General features: G+C 37.7%; 21 protein-coding genes. 9 read left to right on the top strand and 12 right to left on the bottom strand.

Features of this window, described 5'->3' with window-relative positions:
• Positions 1-25 precede the first annotated feature (25 nt).
• Positions 26-289 (top strand): pyrroloquinoline quinone biosynthesis peptide chaperone PqqD, encoded by a 264-nt coding sequence (pqqD, locus tag K2X50_05005; protein ID MBX9586598.1) that lies wholly within the window; start codon positions 26-28, stop codon positions 287-289.
• Complete coding sequence (gene pqqE / locus K2X50_05000) at positions 267-1,418, top strand: pyrroloquinoline quinone biosynthesis protein PqqE (protein ID MBX9586597.1); 1,152 nt, start codon at positions 267-269, stop codon at positions 1,416-1,418. Before pqqD ends, pqqE begins: the two co-directional genes overlap by 23 nt.
• 1 nt (position 1,419) lies before the next feature.
• On the opposite strand, the gene pqqC is transcribed toward pqqE, so the two are convergent.
• From pqqC to pqqA, 3 genes are read right to left on the bottom strand one after another with little or no spacing between them, the layout of a single operon-like run.
• Positions 1,420-2,133, bottom strand: coding sequence for a pyrroloquinoline-quinone synthase PqqC (gene pqqC / locus K2X50_04995; GenBank protein MBX9586596.1), 714 nt, complete (start codon positions 2,131-2,133; stop codon positions 1,420-1,422).
• Positions 2,130-3,044, bottom strand: a complete 915-nt coding sequence (gene pqqB / locus K2X50_04990; protein ID MBX9586595.1) for a pyrroloquinoline quinone biosynthesis protein PqqB — start codon at positions 3,042-3,044, stop codon at positions 2,130-2,132. The genes pqqC and pqqB overlap by 4 nt, the downstream gene beginning before the upstream one ends.
• A 33-nt stretch (positions 3,045-3,077) precedes the next feature.
• Positions 3,078-3,179 (bottom strand): pyrroloquinoline quinone precursor peptide PqqA, encoded by a 102-nt coding sequence (gene pqqA, locus K2X50_04985; protein ID MBX9586594.1) that lies wholly within the window; start codon positions 3,177-3,179, stop codon positions 3,078-3,080.
• Between the two features lie 127 nt (positions 3,180-3,306).
• On the opposite strand from pqqA, the gene K2X50_04980 reads away from it, so the two are divergent.
• The 3 genes from K2X50_04980 to K2X50_04970 are packed head-to-tail and all read left to right on the top strand — an operon-like array spanning position 3,307 to position 3,979.
• Positions 3,307-3,438, top strand: a complete 132-nt coding sequence (locus K2X50_04980; protein ID MBX9586593.1) for a hypothetical protein — start codon at positions 3,307-3,309, stop codon at positions 3,436-3,438.
• Positions 3,439-3,489: 51 nt separating this feature from the next.
• Positions 3,490-3,648 carry a hypothetical protein gene (locus tag K2X50_04975; protein MBX9586592.1) on the top strand — a complete coding sequence of 53 codons (159 nt, stop codon included), beginning with the start codon at positions 3,490-3,492 and terminating at the stop codon, positions 3,646-3,648.
• A complete protein-coding gene (locus tag K2X50_04970; protein ID MBX9586591.1) occupies positions 3,629-3,979 on the top strand; it encodes a 4a-hydroxytetrahydrobiopterin dehydratase in 351 nt (116 codons plus the stop codon). Before K2X50_04975 ends, K2X50_04970 begins: the two co-directional genes overlap by 20 nt.
• A gap of 13 nt (positions 3,980-3,992) precedes the next feature.
• Here K2X50_04970 and K2X50_04965 read toward each other — a convergent pair whose 3' ends face one another.
• Genes K2X50_04965 through K2X50_04955 form a run of 3 tightly spaced genes read right to left on the bottom strand, consistent with a single transcriptional unit; the run spans position 3,993 to position 6,771 of the window.
• A complete protein-coding gene (locus K2X50_04965; protein MBX9586590.1) occupies positions 3,993-4,277 on the bottom strand; it encodes a FeoC-like transcriptional regulator in 285 nt (94 codons plus the stop codon).
• Positions 4,277-6,538: a Fe(2+) transporter permease subunit FeoB gene (gene feoB / locus K2X50_04960; GenBank protein ID MBX9586589.1), complete on the bottom strand. Its 2,262-nt coding sequence runs from the start codon at positions 6,536-6,538 to the stop codon at positions 4,277-4,279. The genes K2X50_04965 and feoB overlap by 1 nt, the downstream gene beginning before the upstream one ends.
• Complete coding sequence (locus tag K2X50_04955; protein ID MBX9586588.1) at positions 6,535-6,771, bottom strand: ferrous iron transport protein A; 237 nt, start codon at positions 6,769-6,771, stop codon at positions 6,535-6,537. The genes feoB and K2X50_04955 overlap by 4 nt, the downstream gene beginning before the upstream one ends.
• 185 nt (positions 6,772-6,956) lie before the next feature.
• Here K2X50_04955 and K2X50_04950 point away from each other — a divergent pair, with 185 nt between their 5' ends.
• Positions 6,957-8,732, top strand: coding sequence for a hypothetical protein (locus tag K2X50_04950; GenBank protein ID MBX9586587.1), 1,776 nt, complete (start codon positions 6,957-6,959; stop codon positions 8,730-8,732).
• Between the two features lie 25 nt (positions 8,733-8,757).
• On the opposite strand, the gene K2X50_04945 is transcribed toward K2X50_04950, so the two are convergent.
• A complete protein-coding gene (locus K2X50_04945) occupies positions 8,758-11,061 on the bottom strand; it encodes a hypothetical protein (GenBank protein MBX9586586.1) in 2,304 nt (767 codons plus the stop codon).
• Positions 11,062-11,285: 224 nt separating this feature from the next.
• A complete protein-coding gene (locus K2X50_04940; GenBank protein MBX9586585.1) occupies positions 11,286-12,749 on the bottom strand; it encodes a Fic family protein in 1,464 nt (487 codons plus the stop codon).
• 374 nt (positions 12,750-13,123) lie between these two features.
• Here K2X50_04940 and K2X50_04935 point away from each other — a divergent pair, with 374 nt between their 5' ends.
• Positions 13,124-13,780 carry a nucleoside 2-deoxyribosyltransferase gene (locus K2X50_04935; protein ID MBX9586584.1) on the top strand — a complete coding sequence of 219 codons (657 nt, stop codon included), beginning with the start codon at positions 13,124-13,126 and terminating at the stop codon, positions 13,778-13,780.
• Positions 13,781-13,975: 195 nt separating this feature from the next.
• Here K2X50_04935 and ispH read toward each other — a convergent pair whose 3' ends face one another.
• The 3 genes from ispH to ileS form a co-directional block, all read right to left on the bottom strand.
• Positions 13,976-14,917 carry a 4-hydroxy-3-methylbut-2-enyl diphosphate reductase gene (gene ispH, locus K2X50_04930; protein MBX9586583.1) on the bottom strand — a complete coding sequence of 314 codons (942 nt, stop codon included), beginning with the start codon at positions 14,915-14,917 and terminating at the stop codon, positions 13,976-13,978.
• A gap of 2 nt (positions 14,918-14,919) precedes the next feature.
• Positions 14,920-15,417 (bottom strand): signal peptidase II, encoded by a 498-nt coding sequence (gene lspA / locus K2X50_04925; protein ID MBX9586582.1) that lies wholly within the window; start codon positions 15,415-15,417, stop codon positions 14,920-14,922.
• A 96-nt stretch (positions 15,418-15,513) separates the two neighbouring features.
• Positions 15,514-18,324 (bottom strand): isoleucine--tRNA ligase, encoded by a 2,811-nt coding sequence (gene ileS, locus K2X50_04920; GenBank protein MBX9586581.1) that lies wholly within the window; start codon positions 18,322-18,324, stop codon positions 15,514-15,516.
• A gap of 149 nt (positions 18,325-18,473) precedes the next feature.
• Between ileS and K2X50_04915 the strand changes: the two genes are divergently transcribed.
• Positions 18,474-19,007, top strand: coding sequence for a YbhB/YbcL family Raf kinase inhibitor-like protein (locus K2X50_04915; GenBank protein ID MBX9586580.1), 534 nt, complete (start codon positions 18,474-18,476; stop codon positions 19,005-19,007).
• A 27-nt stretch (positions 19,008-19,034) separates the two neighbouring features.
• Entirely contained in the window at positions 19,035-20,096 is a 1,062-nt protein-coding gene (locus K2X50_04910; GenBank protein MBX9586579.1) for a 3-deoxy-7-phosphoheptulonate synthase, read from the top strand.
• Between the two features lie 46 nt (positions 20,097-20,142).
• Here K2X50_04910 and K2X50_04905 read toward each other — a convergent pair whose 3' ends face one another.
• A complete protein-coding gene (locus K2X50_04905; GenBank protein ID MBX9586578.1) occupies positions 20,143-20,823 on the bottom strand; it encodes a hypothetical protein in 681 nt (226 codons plus the stop codon).
• Between the last annotated feature and the right edge of the window lie 89 nt (positions 20,824-20,912).

Raw genomic sequence — 20,912 nt, 5'->3', positions numbered from 1 at the left:
ACTTAAGGGATTGAGCTTATACATTATGAATCCGAACACTGACAAACCTACACTCACTATGGGTCATCGATTACAGAAAGATGTTGATAAAGACCAATTTTATCTTCTCTACCCAGAGGGCATGGTTGAACTAAATCAATCCGCTACACTTATTTTACAACTCTGTGATGGCCAGCACACAACAAATGATATTGTCAGTACTTTAGAAAAGAATTTTCCAAATGAGGAAATCAGGAATGATGTAATAGATTTTATAGGAGCTGCTTATGGAAACGGATGGATTGATTAAAAAAGATCTTAAACCGCATTGGTTATTAGCTGAACTAACGTATGCATGCCCCTTACAATGTCCTTATTGCTCAAATCCTGTCGATTACGCTCTGAAAAAAAATGAACTCACCACAGACGATTGGAAGCGCGTATTCACTGAAGCTCGAAAAATCGGTTCAGTGCAACTTGGTTTTTCTGGAGGGGAACCTTGCGTGAGACGAGATTTAGAAGAACTCATCTCTCACGCACATGAGCTGGGATATTATACTAATCTAATTACTTCTTCAGTCGGGATGGACGAAGAACGAATTAAAGCTTTTAAAAAAGCGGGTTTAGATACTATTCAAATCAGCATCCAAGCGCCATTTAAAGAATTAAGCGATGCTATTGCTGGAACCACTTCTTTCGATCATAAAATGGAAATGGCAAAAGCTACAAAACGAAATGGACTTCCACTCATTATGAATTTTGTGATAGACCGATTCAACATCGACTACATGAGGGAAATTTTAGAACTTTCAGTCGAGCTTGAAGCGAACTATGTGGAAATAGCAAACGCTCAATATTATGGTTTTGCATTACCTAATCGAAACCAATTACTTCCTACACAAGAACAAGTTAAAAATTCAGAACTCATTGCTCAAGAATATCAACGAAAATACTCTGATAAAATGAAAATTTATTACGTCATACCTGACTACTATGAAAACCGACCAAAGCCTTGCATGAATAGTTGGGGAAATATATTCCTTACCATTACACCCGATGGCATTGCACTACCCTGCCATGCTTCTCGTTCATTACCTAATGCTAATCCACCGAGTGTACAAGAACACTCTATAGAGTGGATTTGGAACGAATCGCCCTTATTTAATCGATATCGTGGCATGGATTGGATGAAAGAACCTTGCCGATCTTGTCCCGAGCGTTTCAAAGACTTTGGAGGATGCCGATGCCAATCCTTCTTATTAACAGGTGATGCGGAAATTGCCGATCCTGTCTGTGATTTATCGCCTTATCATCATATCGTCTTGGATGCAGTCAAAGATGCCAAAGCTCATGAAAAAGACGCTTCCGTAGACAAATTGATTTATCGGAATCCAAAAAATTCCAAAATATTTTGTGGAATTAAAATCGAACGTGAATAACTTATTTTAAAGTCGATAATTGGGATAAATATAGCTGATCAGACAATGACCAAAGAACCTGACATTTAAATAATACTATTTCTAAAGCCCTATCTTGCTGAGCACGTGTTATAAAATAGTCTAATGTATGATTTAAAGAAAATTCCACATCACGTGGAACTTCGGATAATCGATTACGAAAATATTTCAAACCCGCTTGATCTATCCAGGGATAATGTTCAGGCCAATTACTCAATCGTTCTTTGTGTATTTCAGGAGCAAATAATTCCGTTAATGAAGCACAAATAGCTTCTTGCCAAGGCGCGGACCTACAAAAACTAACATAAGCGTCAACAGCAAACTTTACACCTGGCAATACCCTATTTAATGAATTCATCATTTCACGAGTCAATCCGCACGCTAAGCCTAGTTGAAGCCATGCTTCAATTCCACCCTCATCTTGTTTTGTTCCATCATGATCGATAATTCGATGAATCCATTGTCGACGTACCTCACGATCAGGACAGTTAGACAGAATCGCAGCGTCTTTAATGGGAATCATTATTTGATAATAAAATCGATTGGCAACCCATTCTTGGATTTGTTCTTGATTAAGCTGACCTGAATTCAGCGCTTTATTATACGGATGATGAATATGATAATGTTTACCCAATGCTAATATTTTATTTTTGAACTCTTCTTTACCCCAAGGTAATGTTGGATCTTCAACACTCATAATTGAATTTCCATCCCATCAAAACCAATTTCTACACCGAGCTTCACAAGCTCAGCATGTTCCTGAGAATCTTCATCTAATATAGGATTTGTATTATTGATATGCACAAGAATTTTTCGAGGTTTACTCATTTGATTTAAATACGATAATAGCCCTTCATCTCCTGATAATGGCATGTGACCCATTTCTTTTGCTGTTTTTTTACCTACTCCTATTCGAATCAACTCGTTATTTTCCCAGACAGTCCCATCGACTAGAACACAATCTACGCTCTTCATCATTTCAATCAAATCATCTGTGATAACTTCTAATCCTGGCGCATAAAAAAGACTTTTCCCAGTCTTTAAATTTATAATTAGCAACCCTATATTATCTCCTGGCTCGGTCTTGTTGCGGCGCTTTGAATAAGGCGGAGCATTACTTTTTATTGAAAATGCTCTAAACTGAATTTCAGAATTATCGTTGATTTTGAATAATCCATCGTTTTCTAACGAAATAATATTTTGATCAAGATCACAGTAATGCGAAAGTACTTTTAAAATCGGAAAATCACTATTCAAATCATTAATTACATTTTCCGTTGCAAAAATATTCAAACTCTTATCTTCTCTCAACAACAAAAGTCCGGCTGTATGGTCTAATTGACTATCACATAAAATAATAGCTTCGAAGGGGTTTTCCCGAACTTTTCCAGAAAATGAATTTATTTTTCTTGCAATCATTTGATGATGGATATCGGGAGATGCGTTAATTAAAATCCACTTCTTATTCTCTAATTGTATCGCTAATGAAGATTGTGTCCTTGCTAATGCTTTTATTGTACCTAATCGAATACCTCTGCAATTATTACAATTGCAGTTCCACTGTGGAAAAGATCCACCCGCTGAAGATCCTAGTATGACAATTTTCATTTCAATCCATTGAATCGCATTTTTCACACTATATTATCGAATATAAATATACATCGTCACTTCAAAGCCAAAGCGTTTAACATTAAAGCTTGGTTTATTCCACGTCTTCATACCATACTCCTCTTTTAAATACATACACTGTAATTATAGCTTATAATACCAAGTAGCGTAACTTTATAATTAATTAAATATAATATATTTAATTCTATTTTTGATGTATTTTTTTATTTTATTAGCATTTCTTGACTTACGCAAATATCTCGTGCGACTATTTTGGTTCACGGTTGAATTCGGATTAATTAATACTGAACAAGGCGTGCGCTGTTATGGCAGTGGAATATTATCATCAAAGGATAAAACTATTTACGCTGTAGAAAGCAAAGTTCCGCTATGAAAGCCTTTCAATCTTCTTGAAGTGTTACGTACTCCCTATAGAGTAGACCAAATGCAGGGTGTATACTTTGTTTTAGATAGCTTTGATCAACTCTTTAATATTTTGAATCAAGACATTAATGGTGCCATAGATCAAGCAAAAACTTTAGGCGAATTAACTTTAATCGAGACTGACAAAGGAGCATCCAAAGATGAGTGGACTACTTGCTAAACGTTGCCTAGCTTGCGAAGGCGGCGTTAAACCATTAACACAGCCTGAAAAAAATGAGCTGTTAAAACAAATCGATCCGTCTTGGATTGTCAACGATGATTATACTGAAATTACAAAAGATTTTAAATTTAAAAACTACTATGAAACTATGGCATTCGTGAATGCTATCGCATGGATGGCACATCATGAAAATCACCATCCTGATTTAGTCGTAGGATATAATCATTGCCGTGTAAAATATTCTACGCATTCTATGAAAGATTTAACTGAAAATGATTTTATCTGTGCTGCAAAAGTTGATTCAATATTATTCATGGGCGCAGTGGTCTAAGTTAAGGAAGGGGTCAAATGTTAGCAGTAGGTATCACTTCGATTGCAATATTAGCAATTTTTTGAGCTGATTTTTCAGCCTCGATCCATTCGTACAATTCTGTGAGAAGAGGATCACATTGGGTGCAACGCACACCGCAAGCGGGTGTTTTCTGTAAGCATCGTACTTTGCCTTTCGCTATCCAGAGCTGAAGCATATCTCTTAATACATCAGAGTCAGATTTAAACTCTCGCTTCAAATCCATTAAACTAACGACGTGTCGTTGCATTAAATACTGTTTAACTTGCTGTAAAAGCATCATACTAATGCTCCTACCTTTACTTTATTGAGCTGTGTGCGATTTAAAGCTAATCGTTTCATTAGCAGCAGTACAAAAACAAAAATTAGAATTATGGAGCCTATCCATACTAATGATGAGGTAATATGTTGAGTGATGGTTGCAAATTGATAAAATATAACGGCTGCCCCATAGGCAACGCCGGTTGTCCAAAATGCTGAAAATATGGCCCAACGACGATTTAATTCACGTACCATCGCTGCGGTTGCAGAAATACACGGGACATAAAGTAAAACAAATAATAAATAACTAAATGCGGCTATTGGCCCACCAAAACGCGCATACATAACACCATATGCAGAGGACTGAGAATTTTCTATAGGAGCACTCGCAAGTATTGGGTTGGTAAAACTTTGTGTGATTTCACTAAGATTTTGGGGGACAGAAACTGCCGCAGCTCTCAACCCCTCAATAACCGATTTTTTTTCTGTAATGATTGATCCTTCTTGAGAATACAACGTGTTCAAAGTACCAACAACAACTTCTTTAGATAATACCCCAGTTAACAATCCGACAGTTGCTGGCCAGTTTTCATCGGTAATACCCATTGGGTGAAATATTGGCGTGATAGTTTGTCCAATTGAGGCTAGCACAGTTTGATGAGCTGCTGGTGTTTTTTGCGAACTTAGTGAATAGGAATTTAATGCACCTAAAATCATGCACACTGGTATGATGACCTTTCCTGCTCTAATTAAAAAATTCTTTAAATGATGCGTTGTTGGTCGCAGCAAAGATTTAAGAGAAGGCAAATGGTAAGAAGGCATTTCCATCACAAGCGTTTCAGACTGTCCTTTCAATAAAGTTTTACGTAATGCTAAGCCTGTTAATACTGCCATCAGAATGCCAATTAAATACAATGCAAATACAATATTTTGACCACCGACAGGAAAAAATGCCGCTGTAAATAACGCAAAAATGGCTAATCGTGCTCCACAGGACATAAATGGACTCATCATTATTGTGAGGATTCTATCTCTTTGATTATCGATTGTGCGTGATGCCATTATACCTGGCACATTACAACCAAATCCTACGATCATCGGGACAAAAGATTTTCCGGGAAGCCCCATAACCCGCATCAATCGGTCTACAACAAATGCAGCACGTGTCATATATCCAGTACCTTCTAACAATGCTAAGAAAAAAAACATAGCACCAATCACGGGAATAAATGTCAGGGTTGTATTAATACCTCGACCAGCACCGTTTGCAACGATTGCGATCACCCACTCCGGTGAATTAATTAGATTTAATAACTGCGTAACCCCTGTCACAAAAATGGCTTCTGATGATTTATCAAAAAAATCTTGGAAAGCACCACCCAAATTTATCGCAAATAAAAACATAAAATACATAGCAGCAAGAAATATGGGAATTCCGAGAAATCGATCTAAGACCCAACGGTCTAATCGACTATAAGGTGAAGTCTGTTCTTTATCCTTTTTGTTGATCACTTGCTTTTCAATATCAGCAGCCCAATTAAATCGTGTTGCCGCGATTAAAATATCGACCTCTTCTCCATTTTTTTGCTCTATTTTCTTTGCAATTTCAGCAATTTGTTCTTGATGATCTTTAAATATTAGTAACTCTTGAGCATCTCCGCTCAGGAGTTGTAATGCTTGCCATCGTTTTTCAAGTCCAGGTATTTTTTGGAGTGAAGCAACACCTTCTTCTATACCTTGAGGAAATGTGAAGTTCATTTGATTTTTTTCATTCAATGCTAAAACTTGAATAATCGCTTTCTTTAATTCAACAATCCCCTGTTCTTTTACAGCGCAAAGTGGAACTACAACACAACCTGTTAATTCAGCAAGTTTGAGAAAGTTGCAATGCTGCCGATTTTTTTTCAGAACATCAACTCTGTTCACAGCTAAGATAACAGGCACTTCCATCGCAATTAACTGTGATGTCAAATACAGATGTCGTTGTAAATTCATAATATCAATTACATTAATAACAACATCGACTCGTCCTCGTGCTATGACATCGCAAGCAATTTTTTCATCGATGGCACGCTCAGCAGAAACTGCGGTTAAATTATAGATTCCGGGTAAATCGAGAACTTCTACTGATGTTCCATTCTCACAAAATGCACCACTTTTTCGCTCTACTGTTACCCCTGGCCAATTGCCTACATGCGAACGGCCGCCAGTAAGGGCATTAAAAACAGTTGATTTTCCGCAATTAGGATTTCCGATTAAGGCGACTGTGATAGGCTTCATAATGCAATCTTCTCTAATTTCAGCACTGATGCCTCGGACTTACGTAAACTCAGAACAGAACCTCGTATGACTATCTGGACAGGATCCCCAAGAGGAGCGACGCAGGTGAGTTTGATGACAGAACCGGGCAGTAATCCCATGGCTAGCAATTTTTGACGATAATGAGGATCGCACTGACTAAAACCCTTAATTTTAGCCTCATCTCCAACATGTAAGTCTTTAATAGTTAGCATTGCGATTCCATATAACCCTAATACTTTAGATTATCACCTATTTGAGCGTATGCTGTCAATGTTGTTGAGAATGATTCCCAATAACGTCAAGGTCACATTCAGCGTGGCTTTGAGGCTAAAGATTGGCTCTAAAAGTCCACATGCTCTATACTTGCGGGTTGAACGTATATAAAGGATTATCAACCATGACTCACGTGAAGGACAACCCTATAGCCCGAGAAAAAGCTGCACTATCTCAAAAAATTGGATTTTGGTTTGATTCTCCATTTTCCGCTCTCACGATCAATGAAAATGATAAAAAAATATTGACGCAAGAATTATATAACGCGCTACGAGACCGTAGGCTCATCAATCAAAATAATTTATCTAATACGATTATTGCTGATACTTCCCCGAGAATACTTTTTATTTCACTATCTGACGGATTTACAATGGCTCAAGTTCAAATGGGGAACGGAGCAGGAATAGTACATGCACTCGAGCAAGCCATAAAAAAACTCATTAATCTCCCGGTAGAATATTACAAACCGATTTGGATCAAACTTGATATAGTCACTGAATCTAGCGTTCATCATCAATTAGATATCAAAAAACCCATTGATTTTGAACGTTCACTATGTGGGATCGCATTTACTCAAGATATCGACATGGCATTTTTACCTGAACAATTAACAACGTACACTTTGGTCACGAATAAGAGCCTTCTCCATAAACGCAATATTTTACGTTATATCTCTTCTAATTCTTATTTGACTGATCGTTTTGAAAAATTAAATGATCTTAATGACATCACGTTATATGAATTTAAATCTGAAAGTTTATTTTTTGATGGCAAGGCATTAACACCTTTGTATAGAGGACATCGTAAAACAAGCGTGCTATCCAAGGAAAATATTTTAAATTCCGTCTATCTAGCTGCCGATTATCTTATCCGATCTATTCATCTTAATGGACGATTTGTATACAGCTATCTCCCTAAAAAAGATAAGGAGGATAAAAAATATAATATTTTACGCCACGCGGGAACTCTTTATAGCATGCTTGAAGTGTACGAAATCAGGCGAGACGACGCACTATTGGCAGCCATTCAACGCGGACTGCGTTTTTTGATCAATCAAATGAAAGAAACCACTGTGAATGGTGAAAATACCTTAGTGGTTGTAGAAAATAATGATGTCAAATTAGGTGGAAATGGTCTAGCTGCTCTCGCATTAGCAAAATATATTCATATTACTCAAGAAAAACAATACTTACCGATTTTGCAGAAGCTTGGTGCATGGATTGTGAATACTCAAGATAATCATGGGAAGTTTACTATTCACAAACAAACCTATAATGGTGCCATTGACCCAGATTTTGCTTCAGACTATTATCCCGGTGAAGCTCTTTTTGGTTTATCACGCATATACCAGATCGATCCTAATCCACGTTGGCTGAAAGCTGCGGTTGATGGCGCATTATTTTTAATTAACGTCAGAGATAAAAATGTACCTGACGAACGATTAAATCATGATCATTGGTTACTTTATGCATTAAATGAAATTTACCGACTGGAAGCTCATCCTGAAATTCTTCATCACGCAAAAAAAATCACCACAATTATTATTAAACGTCAGTGCACCAAATCACCGTATCTTGACTGGATCGGTAGCTTTAATAATCCACCGCGATCAACACCTGGAGCCACGCGTATGGAAGGGCTCTGTGCAAGTTATCAACTGACTAAAGATTTTGGAATTGCAGAAGAAGCGCACACAATTTTCCAAGCCATTCAATCCGGCTTGCAATTCCAACTACAAACTCAGTTTTATCCTGAGTCTGTACTCTATTTACTCAACCCCCAAAGAGCCATGGGCGGATTTCATTGCAGCCTCACCGATTTTGAAATACGAATTGACTATGTACAGCACAATATTTCAGCCTTGCTTGGTTTTTACTCCATACTCTGCCTCGCGTCTTGAGCTCTAGTAAGGCACTCTACCTCTACTATAAATTAAATGTTTTTCCTGACCCTGTCGTCGGAGTGTCAACATCTTGTTTTGTAGCCCTTGTCTTTTGTAACACATTCTCAGGATAAATCTGATAAACTTGAATGCTATTACCATTACTTGCATACAAAACATTTCGTCTTTCATCAAAATGCAAATGTTTGATATTTCCTTGGAGAGGAATGTTATATTTAGTCTGACCTGTCGCCAACTCCCATATGATTAATCGAGATCCCTCGGAGTGAGTCTGCTCAGGATCATGATAAACAGCAATAAACAGTCCATCCGGTGTCAAGCAAGCATCACTAAATCCTTCGCTAACTGGCGTGTTAAATCCCTTCTGCTTAAAGGGAGGCGTATTATAGGTTTGGATATATTGTTTTTTTTCGATATCAAAGATTTTTATTGTTGGTGTATTTTGGCGACTATATTGTGATCGCGCAGAAACAACTATTAATTTAGGCGATATAAATTTAAAAATGACCTTCGAAGAAGAGCTTTGAAAAGTTTCAACTTCTTCATTGGTTAAGCATAAATTTGTATTACTAAGAGCATTATAGAGCCGAATTTCTTTAGGTGTGCCACCTCGATGATTTCGATCTTTTTCATAATGAACATACGCTAATTCAACACTAGATCTAAAGCAAGTTGGCCTAGGCATCTCACTATGCCATTCATTAAAATCGACCAACTCAAGATGCTTATGCTGTGTAATTTTTCCTGTTTTAATATCAAGCAAAGCACATTCATCTTTATACTCTCTTTTGCCTGAAATCAGTACCGAATTCGCGTTTATAACTTGTACAATATTCACATTCGTATAAGCCAAAGGATAATTCTTCTCTTCAGCTTTGTTTACAATATTCCACAACACTAATTTTACGGGTTCTTTATTGTTTCCTCGCTGCTCTGTCGATTCAAAACAGAAAATAAAGCGTTTTTCATCGACAGCGAGCATTGTAAACCTATTTGAATTGGTACGTTCGCTCAGTTTAATGGAAGATAGAATACTCTGATCACTCGATTTAGTTAAATCAATAACAAACAATCGTGAAACACTACCATGATCTTCTTCAGTTACACCACAAACAATAAAATCTGCTCCTACTGGCATCATCACTTTGATTTTCTTACCACAGGTTATTGATTTAATAACGCTGGGGACAAATGCCTTTAACTGTTTTTGTTGTTCTAATTGAAGCAACCCTTGTGAAATAGCTAGTTGCTCACTCTGCGTCCGCTGCGCTACAACAATAGCTTGTTCATGCTTTTGTAATGCAAGTAAAAGCTGAGCTTTGGCTAATTCTAGTTGTAAGCATTTTGATGTTAGATCCCTTATTTGATCTTGCAATGGCTCGATTAAAAAAGCGAATTTAACTCGTCTTCGTTCTTTTTCAATACGAGTTGATAATAAAGAATTGCATAATCTTTCTGCAAGCTTAGGAGGTGTCTCACCGTCATTACTTGGTATTTTACCATCAGCACCATTTTCAAATAGCGATATGATAATAGTTAATTCATCATCCGGTATCTTTTCGGCGGCTTTTCCCAATCTTTCAGCACACGCTTTTACTGCCGTATGCAGAAAGGTAAATCCCGTTTTTGTTTCTTGCAAATTAACTGTAATTCTCGGAAAGAGCGTATTTAATAATGTGGGAATATGTCTGACAATAGCTTGATGAGCAAGAGAATGATAGAAGAATTGAGCATCAAATTTTAAATACTGGCACCAAGCATCTAAACCCTCAACACCCATGGTTTGAGCTACTTTTTGTGTCAGTATTAAAGAACCTTCTTTTAATATTTCAGCCTTACGTTTTTCAGACTCGTCTGCAGGAAGTTTTCCTAACACAAGTCGAAACACTTCAACTGAAGCTTGTTCGCTAGCTGCGAGTAAAACCGTCAATCCTTCTTTATTTAAACTTGTGGTAGTTAATCGAGGATCTTTCTGTAGAGTATCTTTAATTTGCTGAGTATTTCCCTCTCTAATCGCTGTAGCCAACTCATTTTTAATAGCTTGAGGCAAGTAGACTTTATCTTCATCATAAACTTCTGGATGTTCTTCTACATAGGCTCGCGCCATACTTCTGACCAAGTCGTTAGAAATTAATTCATCCGAAATTTCTTCACTTGTGAGTGGGTCAGTTATAGGCAGATTTGATTCTTTTCTCCTGCGTATCCACTCCTCAATTTGTTCACGCTCGTACGTTTTACCTGTTTTGGTTTTTGTCCTAGTTGATACGGGATCATAAAAAATTAGACCTGAAATTGGATCTTTTAAATCCTGTAAAATCTTTTGCATGCTGTTCTCCTTAACATCAATTTTAGTTGACTTATGCTAACTCAAATTGGTTAACGAATCAAGATAAGTCTATAAGCCTAAACATCGCGCCCTTTGTTGTGATAGTTTTACAAAATCATTGTTAAATCAAGCCAAAAATATCTGCTTTATGGTGTTAAATTACACTTCACGCAATCTGCCATCTAACACTTGTAATCTGATTTTACTTGATTCATTTTTGCGCTTTAATAAATCAACTTTCCTTCAGAAGGTTCTTTAAAGGCATTGGATTTCTCGAGTTGAGCGAGAGCAAGATCATATTTCTGAAAATTAATATTTGAAGTAAATTCTTGAGCACGACAAAGCATTTTAATATAGGCTTCGGGGTCCTTACTTCGACTCAGTCTTCGTAGAGCTAAAAGATAGTCTTCGCGATAAACAGTAGGTATAATGATGCGGCATTCGTTGTTTTTAACAAGCTCTGAATTCATCATGATTCTAGAAATCCTGCCGTTACCATCGACAAAAGGGTGGATTTCGGAAACGACGAACATGATATAAATAGCTCTAGGTAAGCCTTTATCAAGTGAGTGATAAAATTCAAAAGCTTGTTCAAGAGTGCCTATTACCAACTCCGGATTCACGAACTGGGTACTTCCCGCCCTATTAGTTGTCTCTTTAAATTTTCCTGGCAATCGATCCTTACGCACTGACATGAGTGTATAGTGTCTAGACTGTAATAGCCTAATCAAGTCTTTAACTGTTTCTGGTGTTGTTTTCATTTCAGTAATGCTAGACACTAGTTGATATGTACCCAATATATCGTGCGAATCTTCTGGTCGTTCTTTGATAATTTTTTTTTCAAAAACTATTTCTTTAGCTTCATCTACTGGAAACTCCGTTCCCTCGATATAGTTTGAGAAATAAGCTTCAAAAAAAGCTAAGTTGTTATTCCATTGTTGCTCTTTATGATGAAAAATTTTTTTAGGCAAAATACTTCGAATCAATAATTCACAAAGAATCGAAAATAATTCAACTCTATCTGTATCATAGGCTTTACCAGCTGCTCGTGCTTTAGCATCAGGAGCACTAAGTTTTGCATTTTGAGTTCCCAATAAAGTGCCGATTATACTGTCAAGTAATGTAAACTCCTTAGTTAATCCTAGAGCGGGATAGAGTCGTCTTGCTTGATCACGTAACTGATTCAATTCATCATCACCGTGAATACGAGCTAACTTATCGAGATGAGATTCTATATATTTTTTACCTAATGACTTAGCCATTTTGCCACGACTAGGCTCTAAATTCTCGAGTAGCGCCCTTGGGCGAGAAGCCAAAAATAATCTTTCCATAAAAGGTGTATCTCCAGGTTGAGGCCCTGGACCTTCTATCAATCGAATGGTTAAGCCTGGTAAAGTTATTTTTTTCGTATATTTATAAGACAGTACGATAAAACCAGCAGGTGAAAGCCCCCCTTCCAACGCACTGCGATGACTGATCACTCCCTCAGGAAATAGATGACTTATAATGGGATAACGATTTCGTCTGATGATATCAACTGGCTCATCCTTCCAATTAGAGGTATAGACCCGGGGTGCAAGCTTTCGAAGCACTCCAGCTTTTATAGCCCTGTGTATTCTTGTCGCAGTCTTTGCGTCTGGGGAGCTAAAAACAACCTCAGGCCATCCACCACCGAATAAATCTTCCACTAACTCTCTCCAATCCTGGAATAATGTAATATATTTTCCACTAAAACTTGTTTTTTGTCAAATATTTTCCACTAAGCTCAGAACAAGTCAAATGGCTATTTTTTCTGAACAATAAGCTATAGGGGATAGTAAGAGGGGGGAAACGAATCTCTACCCCTAATGAATATATATCATCTTCAATAATAAGGGAGGACTTTCTCGTTTTAGCGTGAAATCCAGATCTCACTCACTAATTATTGTCCTAGATATTGATTATATAAATGAGCATATTATGAGTACTTTTTAAATGGTTTAACCTGCGAATTATAAAAATCCGGCTTGATTTTTATACTATAATTAAGTGGCTATATTCTTCAAATTACATGGAATAGTAAATGAATGTTATTGAAAAAGCTAATTATCTATTATTTGAACTGAATAGTATGTACCCTAAACTGGGTCAATCGTTTCGTTTGAGTGAGATTATTGACAAATTTAGTAGTAAAACTGATGAAGAAAAAAAAGAAGTAGTGTTTTTAATTAAAGATGTGTTAGCAAAAGAACTTAATTATCTCGTTGATGACAACCCTAAAAATAACAAAGAAAAATATAAAATCACGGCGAAGGGCCATGTATTTCTGAATGACGCTTTACATAAGCCCGTACCGACAAATACTGTTTTTTGTGCAATGTGGTTCGATAAAAGTACTGATACTCTATGGGAAAAAGCAATAAAACGATCAATAAAGAAGGCTAACTATGATCCTAGAAGAATTGATGAAGAACACTTTTCAGAAAATGTAATGGTTAAAATGTACCAACTAATAAATACTAGTCAGTTCGTAGTAGCTGACCTGACAGGTGAGAGACCTTGTGTATATTACGAAGCTGGATATGCTAAAGCTCAAGGGATAAAAGTAATATTTACAGCTAAGGACAAAGAAAAAATACATTTTGATGTAAGTCAATATCCAATTATTTTCTGGAAAGAAGAAGAAATGGATAAATTTTCTTCTAATCTATATGATAGGATCATTAATATAATGTCCTAATTATCGGAGCTTAATGAGGTCACATCTAATGTTGTCTCATGAATTCAAAATTAGTTCCATCAGATAAAAAAATAACCCCACTGATACTATGCATTTCAGCGATATCCTAAGTGGCACTTAGGACTTTATATGCAGCAGGGCTGCAGTGAAACAAACTTAATCCTAAGATCAATTTCAAGAGCTAATTAGCCTCTTCTATTCAATCCCGCGAAGTTCTTTAGGCAAAGCAAAGGTGATAGTTTCTTCACGCCCTGCTAGTTCATTCACTAAGTCAGCACCCCACTCTCTTAGTTTTGACACCACATCCTGTACTAGAACTTCTGGGGCCGAAGCTCCGGCGGTGATACCAATAATGTTTTTATCTTTGAACCATTCATCTTTCAAACAAGATGCATCGTCTATTAAGTAAGCAGGTGTTCCCAATCGTTCAGCGAGTTCACGTAAACGATTTGAATTCGAACTTGTCGCCGAACCTACTACTAAAACAATATCCACTTTTTCCGCGAGCTCTTTAACAGCATCTTGTCGATTTTGTGTCGCATAACAAATATCTTCGCGTTTTGGCGCTTGTAATTTTGGAAAACGTTTTTGCAACGCGGCAATTATTTTTTGAGTATCATCAACAGACAGTGTTGTTTGTGTGACGAAGGCTAAATTCTCTGGATCTTTTACTGTTAAATTTTCTACATCATGTTCGTTTTCTATAAGGTACATTCCACCTTCTGGATTATCATATTGCCCCATAGTGCCTTCGACTTCAGGATGTCCTGCATGTCCAATTAAAATACATTCTTGTCCTCGCTTACTAAAACGAGTAACTTCTATGTGAACTTTTGTTACCAGCGGACAAGTTGCATCAAAGACTTTAAATTGTCGAACTCTCGCTTCATCACGAACAGCTTGTGAAACTCCGTGCGCACTAAATATTACAGTTGAACCTTCCGGAATTTCTTTTAGATCATCAGTAAAAATAGCCCCACGAGATCGAAGATTTTCCACAACATGGAGATTGTGAACAACTTCATGACGAACATAAATAGGCGCACCTAATAAATCAAGAGCGCGCTCAACAATATCAATAGCTCTATCAACACCAGCACAAAATCCACGAGGGTTTGCTAAAATAATTTTTTTCATGATTATACTCTATTTCGACTTATCCATATAATATCAATAACAAGCATAACTGCTCCAACACAAACTGCACTATCAGCGATATTAAAAACTGGCCAATGCCATTGATTAACATACACATCAATAAAATCGATCACATACCCAAAGCGCACTCGATCGATTAAATTTCCGACAGCACCACCCAAAATAAGAGAGATACTGACCGCAACCCATCGACTGCTCGATTGTAAAGTAAATAACCAAAATAATAATCCCATTACGACTAACGCAGAAAAACTGCTAAATAAATACTTAGCCAATTCGGGATATTGCGCCAACATACTAAAAGCAGCCCCTGTATTATGATCTAAAAATAATCGTAAATAAGGCATCAAATCATAAGAAACATGTAGCTCATAATTATTACTGATCCAATATTTACTGTATTGGTCGAGAAAAATAACTAACAGGGAAATCCATATCCACACAAGTGCGGTTCTTGAAGAACTTTTACTACTTTTCATCAATCCAACTCCAATTTAATCCGTTCCAGACTTCGAAAATATTAATTCTAAACAAAACATCTAACAACTCAAGATACTACACCGTCGCTACTGTCGCTAGACGAACTCTCTAACTTCACCGTTACCGTCAACGTTCGTGACACAACGAGCACAAAGCTCAGGATGATCTTCGTGTGAGCCGACGTCAGATGTTCGGTGCCAACAACGATCACATTTTTTGGAAGAGGATGCTTGAACATCCAACCATAAATTCTCTACTTCGGTAGAAACAGCTTGGCCATCTTTATCTTTTAAATCTGCAACGCCAGCAGAAGATGTAATAGTCGCAAACCGTAATTCATTACCGAGGTGTTTTAATTTTTCGGCAAAATCACCTTCGCAATATAATGTGACTTCCGCTTCCAAACCAGAGCCAATTTTTCCTGCATTTCTGCAGTTTTCTAATTCTTTGTTAACGGCTTCACGCGCAATAACGATAGTTTCCCAAGCATTAAACTCTTCTTCGGGTATCCAAAATAATCCTTCATACCAAGTGGTTAAAAATATTGAATCACTTTGTTCGCGCGGGATATGTTGCCAAATTTCTTCTGCTGTGAAACTAGTAATTGGTGCTAACCAACACGCTAAAGCATGAACAATATGATACAGTGCTGTTTGAGCTGATCGTCTAGCAATACTATTTTCGCGCGAGGTATATAATCGATCTTTTAAAACATCAAGATAAAATCCACCCATTTCGATTGAACAAAAATGATGTATTTTCTTTACGACTGAATGAAATTGATATTCACGGTAATCATTAATAATTTCTACTTGAGTTCTTCTTGCACATTCAATCGCCCAACGATCTAATTTTAACATGGCTTCTGATGAAAGCATCATGTCAGGTTTAAAATCATACAAATTCGACAGTAAAAAACGGGCAGTATTTCGAATACGGCGATAGGCGTCACTTGTTCGGGTTAAAATTTCGTCAGAGACAGACATCTCTCCACGATAATCAGTTGTTGCAACCCAAAGACGTAAAACATCTGCGCCCAATTTTTTAATGACTTGTTCAGGCGCAATAACATTCCCGATCGATTTTGACATTTTTCGACCCTGAGCATCAACAGCGAATCCATGCGTTAATACTTCGCGATACGGTGCAATGCCATACATTGCAACAGAGGTCAGCAAGGATGTTTGAAACCAACCGCGATGCTGGTCAGATCCTTCAAGATAAATATTCGCGGGTCGCGCTAATTCAGGACGTGCTGCCAATACACTAGCATGCGTCACACCTGAATCGAACCATACATCAAGAGTGTCAGTCACTTTTTCATAATTCTCTGCATCCGCACCGAGTATTTCTTTAATATCTAAATCGGTCCACGCTCCAACGCCTATTTCTTCAACAGATTTTGCGATCTCTTCAATAAATAACAATGTATCAGGATGCAATTCATTGGTTGTTTTGTGCACAAAAAGCGGCATTGGTGTGCCCCATACTCGCTGTCGAGAAATACACCAATCAGGACGTTTCGCAATCATGTCGGTAATTCGTGCTTCACCCCAACCTGGAATCCAAGACACCTTCTTAATTTCTTCAAGAACCTGATCACGCAATCCTTTTTTATCCATACTCACAAACCATTGTGGCGTTGCACGATAAATCAACGGGGTTTTGTGACGCCAACAGTGCGGATAACTGTGTGTAATCGAAGCCTCATGAAAAAGCAAACCATTTCTACGCAATAAATCAATGATATGTTCATTCGCTTTAAAAACATGCATTCCAGCAAAATGCGGAATATTGTCGTGGAAACATCCACGATTATCGACAGGATTATGCATCGGTAAATGATAATGAGATCCTACGATATAATCTTCTTGACCATGTGCAGGTGCTGTATGCACTGCACCAGTTCCCGCATCTAAAGTAACATGATCACCTAAAATGATTGGCACTTCTCTAGGTAAGAATGGATGTTGCAATAATAAATGTTCAAATTTATCTCCGGATGCATTAGCCAACACTTGATAATGATCAGAACCATAACGTGACATAATAGACGATAATAATTCTTCAGCGACTACAAAATATTTTTTTGAATGATCTATCCTCGCTTCAACTAGCACATAAGAATGTTTTGGATTTAAAGCAACCGCTTCGTTTGCTGGTAACGTCCAAGGTGTTGTTGTCCAAATTGGAATAAAAATTTCGGATGCCGTATCAAGCGCAAGCCCTAGTCGAGATAAAAGTGAAGCGGTATCTAAAACAGAAAATCCTACATCGATCGCATGAGAAACTTTGTCTTGATATTCAACTTCGGCTTCTGCTAATGCAGATCCACAATCAACACACCAGTAGACCGGTTTACGACCATGCGTTAAATGTCCATTCTCAATAATTTTTCCCAACGCTCTAATCGTAGTCGCTTCCGCAGAATGATCCATTGTTGTATAAGGATGATCCCAATCCCCAAAAACACCTAATCGTTTAAATTCTTCACGCTGAATATCAATTTGAGAATTCGCATAGGCTCTACATTGCTCACGAAAATCATGAGGTTTGACATTAACCCCTACCTTCCCAATTTTTTTCTCAACATTCAATTCAATGGGTAAACCATGGCAATCCCATCCAGGTACATAAGGTGAGGCAAATCCGCTCAACAGTTTCGATTTCACCACGATATCTTTTAATGTCTTATTAACAGCATGACCAATATGAATATGCCCATTCGCATACGGCGGCCCATCATGCAAAATAAAGCGTTCACGCCCTTCCGTCTGTTTTTGAATTTGTTCATACAAATGCATCTCTTCCCAGCGTTGGAGCATAATAGGCTCACGCTCGGGCAAGCTTGCCTTCATCGGGAAATCAGTCGTGGGTAGATTCAGCGAATCTTTGTACTTACTCATAATGGGTCTCAAAATAGCCAAATATGCGAGTATACTCCAAGGGATAGGCCGAGGGTAGAGGGTTGGGGTCAAGTCAAGATTTGACCCCTTGACCTACCCCTTGGTATCATCAGCCACCAATATTGATCTCACTAGGATAAGGACTTGCCATGTTAAAAAAGCTTCTCTGTATTTTGACGATCTCATGCTGCTCACCATTGATGGCGTTGACATTATCCAGCGATTCTTGGCACGAATTTGGTTTTGTAGGATCAAATTATTTGTGCCCCAACCAAGGTGGTGACAATATTTCCCCAGAGTTAAGCTGGACAGATATTCCACCCAACACGAAATCATTTCTCCTATTTTTACACGATCCTGATGCACCCCACGCCGCAGGATTTGTGCACTGGGTTGTTTATATCAACGATCCCAAAATTAAATCCATCGAAACAGGATTTACACCCTCAACAAGTTCACAAGTAGTATTTGGTTTAAACGGTATGGAAAAAAATGCTTATTTTGGACCCTGCCCTCCTAGCGGAACAGGCACACACCGCTATATATTCACGTTGTACGCTTTAAATACTCAACTTAACATTAAAAAAATTGATCAGCTTCATCAATATGATTTAGTGAATTTGTTGTACGGAAAAGTCCTTTCTCAAGCATCGTTTACAGGACTATACAAAAATTCAAAATAAAAAACTTATCATACAATGAGTAACTAAATGACGACGGAAAAAAATACTATCCATTCACAATCACGCATCAAGGAATTACGTCCGCTCATTTCACCTATCATTTTATTAGAAGAATTGCCTTGCTCTTCATTGGCGGAAAATGCTGTTAAATCTGCTCGCCAAATCGCTCAAAAAATTATGCTCAATGAAGATCCCCGATTATTAGTTGTTGTCGGTCCTTGCTCCATTCATGATCCTGAAGCAGCGCTGGAATATGCACAAAAACTCGCGAAATTAGCGAAAGATCTCTCAAATGAATTATTCATTATTATGCGGGTTTATTTTGAAAAGCCTCGCACCTCCTTAGGCTGGAAGGGTTTAATCAATGATCCTAGATTAAACAATAGTTTTGATATTAACACTGGATTACGTCTAGCTAGAAAATTATTACTGGATATTAATTCGCTTGGATTACCAACCGCCACTGAATTTGTCGATACCATCACGCCGACTTACCTCATCGATCTCATTTCGTGGGGTGCGATCGGTGCTCGCACAACGGAAAGTCAAATGCATCGCGAACTTGCCTCAGGACTTCCTATGCCCATCGGATTTAAAAATGGCACTTCAGGTGATGTAAAAATTGCTATCGATGCCGTAATCGTTGCGCGACATCAACATCATTTTCTTGGTATCACACGTCACGGAAATCCTGCCATCATTGAAACCCAGGGCAACCCTTACGGTCATATTATTTTACGTGGCGGAAAAGACAAACCCAATTACGATGAAAAAAGTTTAAATGAAATTACTGCTGATCTTACACAGCACCAACTACCGCCGTATTTAATGGTGGATTGTAGTCACGACAACAGCCAAAAAAATCATCTCGCACAAGCCGATGTTTTAGAAAATCTTTGCGCGCAAATTAAACATGGAAATCAAAACATCAAAGGCATTATGTTGGAAAGCCATCTTCAAGCCGGTCGTCAATCACTATTTCCCGATCAACCATTAATCTACGGACAAAGCATCACCGATGCGTGCCTTTCATGGGATCAAACCGTGCCCTTACTCGAAAAATTAGCACAAATTAGAGTAAATGCTTAAGCCTGTTTTATAGCTATTTGATGCTGTAATTTAAACTGCAGCATTACTAGAAAGCATGCGTTAAGGATTTAGAAGACATCGGCTCAAGATCACATTGAATTAATAGATCATTCAATGCTTCCATTTTATCAATCATAGCCTGATCTTTTTTTACACCCCACTCATGATGTGGAGTCGTGCTATTGATTTGGCTAGCATCTACTCCAAAATAGGTATCCACACCCTTATCATCATACCAATAAGTAGCTGCGCAAACTTTTGTTTTAAATTCGTCGTAAAGCTTCGCCTCGATTGGCTTCAGATGCAGATTTTTGAATTGCTGAGTGAGCACATGAATTTCAGCAGGATCAACATGACCTACTTTATTATCAGCTTTTGGTCGTTCCTTCTGAACATAAAGAATGGTGATCTCGATGCCACGCTCGAGCATATTACGCACAGATAACACACGTCCTAAAACCGTTGATAATTGAGCCGGATCTTGCATTTTTGATTCAGGTATTAAGCCATCAGGAATTACTGACTTATCATTTGTATTCAGCTTATAGAGCGAATCTTTCTCATCATAAATAACATGCTTCGGACTTATAAACATAGGTGTTAACAAAGAAGGAACTGCAAAGATCGCTTTGCCCGCTGCTAATTTTTCTTCAAATTCTCGTTGTTCTGTAACAACTGACACTCTCGCCTCTTCAGATATTTTAGCTTTTTCAGGTAGTTTTTTCATTTTGACACCTCTTGTTTCAGTAAATTAGATGTATGCAATCATGACATTGTCTTGGAAATCTGTCAATTAATCTAAATAAGCGTTTTTAT

The sequence above is a fragment of the Gammaproteobacteria bacterium genome, assembly GCA_019748175.1.
Taxonomy (GTDB): domain Bacteria; phylum Pseudomonadota; class Gammaproteobacteria; order JAIEPX01; family JAIEPX01; genus JAIEPX01.
Note: the sequence above shows the minus strand (reverse complement) of the source record. Positions and strands in the feature narration are given on the sequence as shown.

Coding starts and splice junctions, on each gene's coding strand:
- pqqD (MBX9586598.1), top strand. CDS start 26: ATGAATCCGAACACTGACAAACCTACACTCACTATGGGTCATCGATTA.
- pqqE (MBX9586597.1), top strand. CDS start 267: ATGGAAACGGATGGATTGATTAAAAAAGATCTTAAACCGCATTGGTTA.
- pqqC (MBX9586596.1), bottom strand. CDS start 2,133: ATGAGTGTTGAAGATCCAACATTACCTTGGGGTAAAGAAGAGTTCAAA.
- pqqB (MBX9586595.1), bottom strand. CDS start 3,044: ATGAAAATTGTCATACTAGGATCTTCAGCGGGTGGATCTTTTCCACAG.
- pqqA (MBX9586594.1), bottom strand. CDS start 3,179: ATGTATTTAAAAGAGGAGTATGGTATGAAGACGTGGAATAAACCAAGC.
- K2X50_04975 (MBX9586592.1), top strand. CDS start 3,490: ATGCAGGGTGTATACTTTGTTTTAGATAGCTTTGATCAACTCTTTAAT.
- K2X50_04970 (MBX9586591.1), top strand. CDS start 3,629: ATGAGTGGACTACTTGCTAAACGTTGCCTAGCTTGCGAAGGCGGCGTT.
- K2X50_04965 (MBX9586590.1), bottom strand. CDS start 4,277: ATGCTTTTACAGCAAGTTAAACAGTATTTAATGCAACGACACGTCGTT.
- feoB (MBX9586589.1), bottom strand. CDS start 6,538: ATGAAGCCTATCACAGTCGCCTTAATCGGAAATCCTAATTGCGGAAAA.
- K2X50_04955 (MBX9586588.1), bottom strand. CDS start 6,771: ATGCTAACTATTAAAGACTTACATGTTGGAGATGAGGCTAAAATTAAG.
- K2X50_04950 (MBX9586587.1), top strand. CDS start 6,957: ATGACTCACGTGAAGGACAACCCTATAGCCCGAGAAAAAGCTGCACTA.
- K2X50_04945 (MBX9586586.1), bottom strand. CDS start 11,061: ATGCAAAAGATTTTACAGGATTTAAAAGATCCAATTTCAGGTCTAATT.
- K2X50_04935 (MBX9586584.1), top strand. CDS start 13,124: ATGAATGTTATTGAAAAAGCTAATTATCTATTATTTGAACTGAATAGT.
- ispH (MBX9586583.1), bottom strand. CDS start 14,917: ATGAAAAAAATTATTTTAGCAAACCCTCGTGGATTTTGTGCTGGTGTT.
- lspA (MBX9586582.1), bottom strand. CDS start 15,417: ATGAAAAGTAGTAAAAGTTCTTCAAGAACCGCACTTGTGTGGATATGG.
- ileS (MBX9586581.1), bottom strand. CDS start 18,324: ATGAGTAAGTACAAAGATTCGCTGAATCTACCCACGACTGATTTCCCG.
- K2X50_04915 (MBX9586580.1), top strand. CDS start 18,474: ATGTTAAAAAAGCTTCTCTGTATTTTGACGATCTCATGCTGCTCACCA.
- K2X50_04910 (MBX9586579.1), top strand. CDS start 19,035: ATGACGACGGAAAAAAATACTATCCATTCACAATCACGCATCAAGGAA.
- K2X50_04905 (MBX9586578.1), bottom strand. CDS start 20,823: ATGAAAAAACTACCTGAAAAAGCTAAAATATCTGAAGAGGCGAGAGTG.